At 48.5% G+C, this 4917-nt stretch carries 7 protein-coding genes; 6 read left to right on the plus strand and 1 reads right to left on the minus strand.

Annotation, left to right across the window (positions count from 1 at the left end):
• Window positions 1–434: retropepsin-like aspartic protease (locus ABYP73_RS11335; protein ID WP_372974399.1), on the minus strand; the 434-nt coding region annotated here is incomplete at its 3' end.
• Between the two features lie 147 nt (window positions 435–581).
• Between ABYP73_RS11335 and ABYP73_RS11340 the strand changes: the two genes are divergently transcribed.
• From ABYP73_RS11340 to ABYP73_RS11365, 6 genes are all read left to right on the plus strand, one after another.
• On the plus strand, window positions 582–1775 hold the full coding sequence (locus ABYP73_RS11340; RefSeq protein ID WP_372974400.1) for a pyridoxal phosphate-dependent aminotransferase: 1194 nt from the start codon (window positions 582–584) through the stop codon (window positions 1773–1775).
• Window positions 1772–2785, plus strand: coding sequence for a UDP-N-acetylmuramate dehydrogenase (gene murB, locus ABYP73_RS11345; RefSeq protein ID WP_372974401.1), 1014 nt, complete (start codon window positions 1772–1774; stop codon window positions 2783–2785). The genes ABYP73_RS11340 and murB overlap by 4 nt, the downstream gene beginning before the upstream one ends.
• Window positions 2786–3014: 229 nt before the next feature.
• Complete coding sequence (locus ABYP73_RS11350; RefSeq protein ID WP_372974402.1) at window positions 3015–3581, plus strand: RNA polymerase sigma factor; 567 nt, start codon at window positions 3015–3017, stop codon at window positions 3579–3581.
• Window positions 3578–4336 (plus strand): anti-sigma factor domain-containing protein, encoded by a 759-nt coding sequence (locus ABYP73_RS11355; protein WP_372974403.1) that lies wholly within the window; start codon window positions 3578–3580, stop codon window positions 4334–4336. The genes ABYP73_RS11350 and ABYP73_RS11355 overlap by 4 nt, the downstream gene beginning before the upstream one ends.
• 75 nt (window positions 4337–4411) lie before the next feature.
• On the plus strand, window positions 4412–4615 hold the full coding sequence (locus tag ABYP73_RS11360) for a membrane or secreted protein (RefSeq protein WP_372946608.1): 204 nt from the start codon (window positions 4412–4414) through the stop codon (window positions 4613–4615).
• 105 nt (window positions 4616–4720) lie between these two features.
• On the plus strand, window positions 4721–4917 hold a 197-nt coding region (locus ABYP73_RS11365), incomplete at its 3' end, for an RNA polymerase sigma factor (protein WP_372974404.1).

Raw genomic sequence — 4917 nt, forward strand, 5'->3', positions numbered from 1 at the left:
AAAAGGTCGAATCCGATGATACCGTGTACGGGTATACCTAAGGTTGGCGAGAAATTGATATCCCTGTCGAGCACCACAAAAAGCTGCTGGTTATTGTTGGTGATCTTCTTGATCCTGAAATGGTTCCCCTGGGAATTCAGCGCTTTGATGGGCTCCCCTGCACCCAGTCCGTTAATGGTGATCTCGGAAACATTCCTGAGTTCGATGGAATCCTGATCAGAAAGGTTGAAGAGAATGGGTTTACTCACCCCGGAATCCAGTATAAAATTCAATTTAGCCCCATTGACCTCCAGGGGCATGACGATCAGGTTATTGATAAGCTGGAAATTGACTTTCTGGAATTTGGTCCCTTCAGGCAATTGAAATTTTTGTGCCATTCCAACGCAGGAAATGCACAAAAGGAGGATCAAGGGGATAAAGATCCGGGATTTCATTCGCCTAAAACTTTGATATACACCCTTTAAGGTACAAATTTTATCATTTGGTTGCTTCAGATTTAACATAACATAAATTCCTGAAGATTAGACCAAACCTGTTGTTTTGTCCGCCAGTATTTCCCATTTTTGCGGAAAATTAGGTACATGCCAGTAATTTCCAAAAAGGGGCGAGCTATGCCGGAATCCCCCATCCGTAAATTGGTCCCATATGCAGAAGAAGCGAAGGAAAGGGGGGTGGATGTGATCCACCTCAACATAGGCCAGCCCGATATAAAAACCCCCCAGGTCGCCCTGGATGCGGTCAGGAATAGCGATGTAGAAGTGCTCTCCTACAGCCGTACAGAAGGTACGGACCAGTACCGTAAAAAAGTGGCTGCCTATTACGCCAAACACCAGGTTGAAGTCTCCCATAAGGACATCATTGTGACGACAGGCGGATCTGAAGCTCTCTCCTTTGTGATGGGCAGCATTGCCGATGCCGGAGACGAAGTGATCATCCCGGAGCCCTTTTACGCTAACTACAACGGCTTTGCGGTGGCTGCCGGGGTAAAAGTAGTTCCCATAATCTCCAGGATAGAGGACAATTTTGCCCTGCCGCCCATAGAAGAGTTTGAAAAGTCCATTACCGCAAGGACCCGTGCCATCCTGATCTGCAATCCGGGAAACCCAACGGGTTATTTGTACAAGAAGGAGGAAATTGAGAAACTTTCGGCCCTGGTGAAAAAGCACGACCTCTTCCTGGTGTCGGATGAGGTCTACAGGGAATTTGCGTATGACGGTCTGCAGCACTACTCTATTCTGCAGGAGCCGGGATTGGAGGAGCACAGTATTGTGGTAGATTCCGTATCCAAAAGATACAGTATGTGTGGTGCCCGTATCGGTTTCCTTGTCACCCGCAACCGGGCTGTGATCACTACGGCCCTGAAATTCGCCCAGGCCAGGCTCTCTCCGCCAACCTATGCGCAGATCGCCAGTGAAGCTGCCCTGGAAACACCCCAGAGCTATTTCGACGAGGTCATCGAGGAGTACACAGAAAGGAGGAACGTCCTTCTCAGGGAACTTTCGCACATAGAAGGCATACGGGTGGCGAGGCCGCAGGGAGCTTTCTACTGCATGGTGGAATTGCCTGTAAAAGACGCAGACGACTTCGCCCAGTGGTTGCTGGAAAAATTCCAGCTCGACGGGCAGACGGTCATGGTGGCACCGGCAGCCGGGTTTTACGCCACTGAAGGACTGGGCAGGAACCAGATCAGGATCGCCTACGTCCTTGAGAAGAACCGTCTTATCAGGGCGGTTGCCATCCTCAAAGAAGCCCTAAAACAATATCCCTCAGCGTGAGAATACAGGAAAATGTTTCCCTGAAACCCTATAATACCTTTGGAATAGACGCCAAGGCGCGTTTTTTTGTCCACGTGACCACGGTAGAGGAGCTGGTGTGGGTCCTGGAACAGGAGAACTACCCCGAGAAACTCATCCTCGGGGGTGGAAGCAATATACTCCTCACCGGAGATATTGACGCACTCGTCATCCACATCGGACTGATGGGCAAGGAGATCCTGGAAGAAGGCAGAACCCATACCCTGATCAGGGTCATGGCCGGTGAGAACTGGCATGACCTGGTGCTCTGGACCCTGGAGAGGAACCTGGGCGGACTCGAAAACCTGTCGCTCATACCGGGAAGTGTGGGAAGTGCTCCTATCCAAAATATCGGAGCCTACGGGGTAGAACTTAAAGACAGTTTTGTCAGTTGCGAGGCCGTGGAGGTCGCCACAGGAAGAAAACGCCTGTTCTCCCTTGAGGATTGCAGGTTCGGATACCGGGAATCTTTCTTTAAGCAGGAAGGAAAGGGCAAGTTTGTAATCACCTCCGTTACGCTCAGGCTCACTTCCGGAGAACATCAACTCAGAACCGAATACGGAACCATAGCCGATGAACTGGAGGGAGCGGATGTATTGCATCCCACGATTACAGATATCTCGAACGCCGTGATCAGGATCAGGCAGCGAAAATTACCCGATCCCGCTATCCTGGGCAACAGTGGCAGTTTTTTTAAAAACCCCGTGGTAGATAAGGGTAAATTGGCAGAAATACAGAAGAAATACGAGCAGGTTCCCTTCTACAGCATCTCAGAGAAAGAGGTAAAGATCCCTGCAGCCTGGCTTATAGATACCTGCGGGTTCAAAGGCATGCGAGTTGGGGATGCCGGGGTACATGAGCACCAGGCACTTGTCCTGGTCAATTACGGACATGCCAGCGGCAAGGAGATACTAGACCTGGCCAAAAAAATCCAAACGGAGGTCCGGGATACGTTTGGGATCTCTATAGAACCGGAAGTGAATATACTTTAGAGATACTCCCCTCAAACAAAAAATAACCCCCGAACAAAGACTGCCGGGGGCTATTTCAAACCAAACTAACCAAAAACCAAATGGGCAATAACCAGTTGCACATTTGTCTAATTAAATGCCAGATTCCATAGAGTTAAGAATCAATTTAATAAATTAGCATTCTCACTATATACGAGGAAAATGACTGTTTTGGATGCCCCTAAAGTCGTTTTTTTATCTCACCAGACCCATGAGCATACTCCTTGAGAAACACATTGTAGAGCTTTTGCAGGAACGGGATGAAAAGGCGATCTCACTCCTATACGACCATTACGGAGACACCCTCTACGGTGTGGCTTTCAAGGTGGTCAAGGACGAAGAACTCGCCCAGGATATCGTGCAGGAGAGTTTTGTGAAGATCTGGAGGAAGTCGGATACCTATGACCCCGCCAAGGCCAAACTCTTCACCTGGCTTTTCAGGATCATCCGAAACACCGCTATAGACAAGCTTCGCAGTCTGCAGACAAAATCCGACAAGGAAATCCAACTCGACGTTTCCAACGTATATAAGGTAGGTGTTGACGACATCAGGCCCGAATTCCTGGACGTCAGAGAAAACCTGGGAAAGATAGAGCAAAAATACCAGGAAGTGCTGGACGCCCTTTTTTTTCAAGGTATGACGCAACAGGAGGCCAGTGATGAACTGAATATCCCTTTGGGTACGATCAAATCAAGACTTAAGATCGGCCTGAGAGAGCTCGGTAAGATTTACGGGAATTCCCTGGTGATGTTGATCCTTTTAATTCTGAAGTCATGAAAGATAAGATTAAACTCTTTTTGGAAACCGACCTTCTGGAGAAATACCTCCTGGGAGCTACCTCCAGGGAAGAAACTTCCAGGGTGGAACGATATATCGTCATGTACCCAGAGGTGAGGAAGCAGTACGAGGAGTTACAGGAAAACCTGGAAGCCTATGTCAAGATGCATGCCCTGCCCTCCCCTGAAGGACTGAAGGCGAAGATCCTGCAAAGGATCAGAAAAGAAGACCGAGGGAGAAGGAAGATCAGGAGATTTGCCATTGCTGCCAGTGTGGCTGCGTTTATCTTCGCGGGATCTTCCTATTTCTTCTGGAACCAGAACCAATCCCTGCAGGATGAAAATATCCTGGTGAACAACCGCATCCAGAACTTGGAAGCAGATATGAAACAGCAATTGGAGGATGTTCGCAATCAATTCATCGTTCTTAACAACCCTCAGACCCGGAAATACTTTGTAAACGGCAATGATAAAGCCCGTGACCTGAAGGCAGTCGCTTATGTAAACCCCGTCAAGAAGCTGTCCTACATCAATGTGAGGAACCTTCCTAACCTGCCGGAAGACCAGTGTTATCAGATGTGGGCCGAAGTCAACGGTGAAATGGTGAATCTGGGGATCATGAAAAAGATCGAGAATAAGGATAAGCTTCTCGCCCTGCCCTACGGGGAAAATGCGATCAGCTATATCACCATCGAACCCGAAGGAGGAAACACCAGTCCGACAGTTCAGAATATCGTGGCTAATATTTCTTACTAGGCTACCGAAAATATTCAAAGACAGCGCCCCCTATCCCGGGGGCTTATTTTTTGTATCTTTGCACAAAGGAAATTCATGAAGCTAGTATTACTGACTATCGGCCTTCTGGCCCTTGCTTTTGCAGGGATCGCCATCAAGATCTGGACTCAGAAAGACGGAAAGTTCGCAGGTACCTGTGCCAGTCAGAGTCCCTTCCTGAACAAGGGTGGAGAACCTTGTGGGATGTGCGGAAAAATGCCTGAAGAGCAGGAATGCAGAAAGGAAGTCACCAACGCATAATCAGATCGCCCTGGGGCTAATTCCCCACTATTCTAAAGCATCATTTTGAATACCACTCCCGAGCAACTTAAGGAGACGATTCACAAAGCCAAAAAGGGCAACCAGATGGCTTTCAGCTCATTACTGGATCGTTTCTGGAATGAAGTGTACAACTTTCAGCTCGGGAGGACGAAAAACGAGAACGATGCGGAGGACATTACCATCCAAACGTTCTCCAGGGCCTTTGACAAGATCCAAACCTTTGACGAGGCCTATGAATTCAAGACCTGGCTCTTCACCATCTCCAAGAATATCCACGTAGA

Origin of the sequence: Muriicola sp. (assembly GCF_041567615.1) — a bacterium.
Taxonomy (GTDB): Bacteria; Bacteroidota; Bacteroidia; order Flavobacteriales; family Flavobacteriaceae; genus Muriicola.

Excerpts from the sequence above, each read along its gene's own strand:
- ABYP73_RS11360 (WP_372946608.1), top strand. The coding sequence starts at position 4,412 with ATGAAGCTAGTATTACTGACTATCGGCCTTCTGGCCCTTGCTTTTGCA.
- ABYP73_RS11355 (WP_372974403.1), top strand. The coding sequence starts at position 3,578 with ATGAAAGATAAGATTAAACTCTTTTTGGAAACCGACCTTCTGGAGAAA.
- ABYP73_RS11350 (WP_372974402.1), top strand. The coding sequence starts at position 3,015 with ATGAGCATACTCCTTGAGAAACACATTGTAGAGCTTTTGCAGGAACGG.
- ABYP73_RS11340 (WP_372974400.1), top strand. The coding sequence starts at position 582 with ATGCCAGTAATTTCCAAAAAGGGGCGAGCTATGCCGGAATCCCCCATC.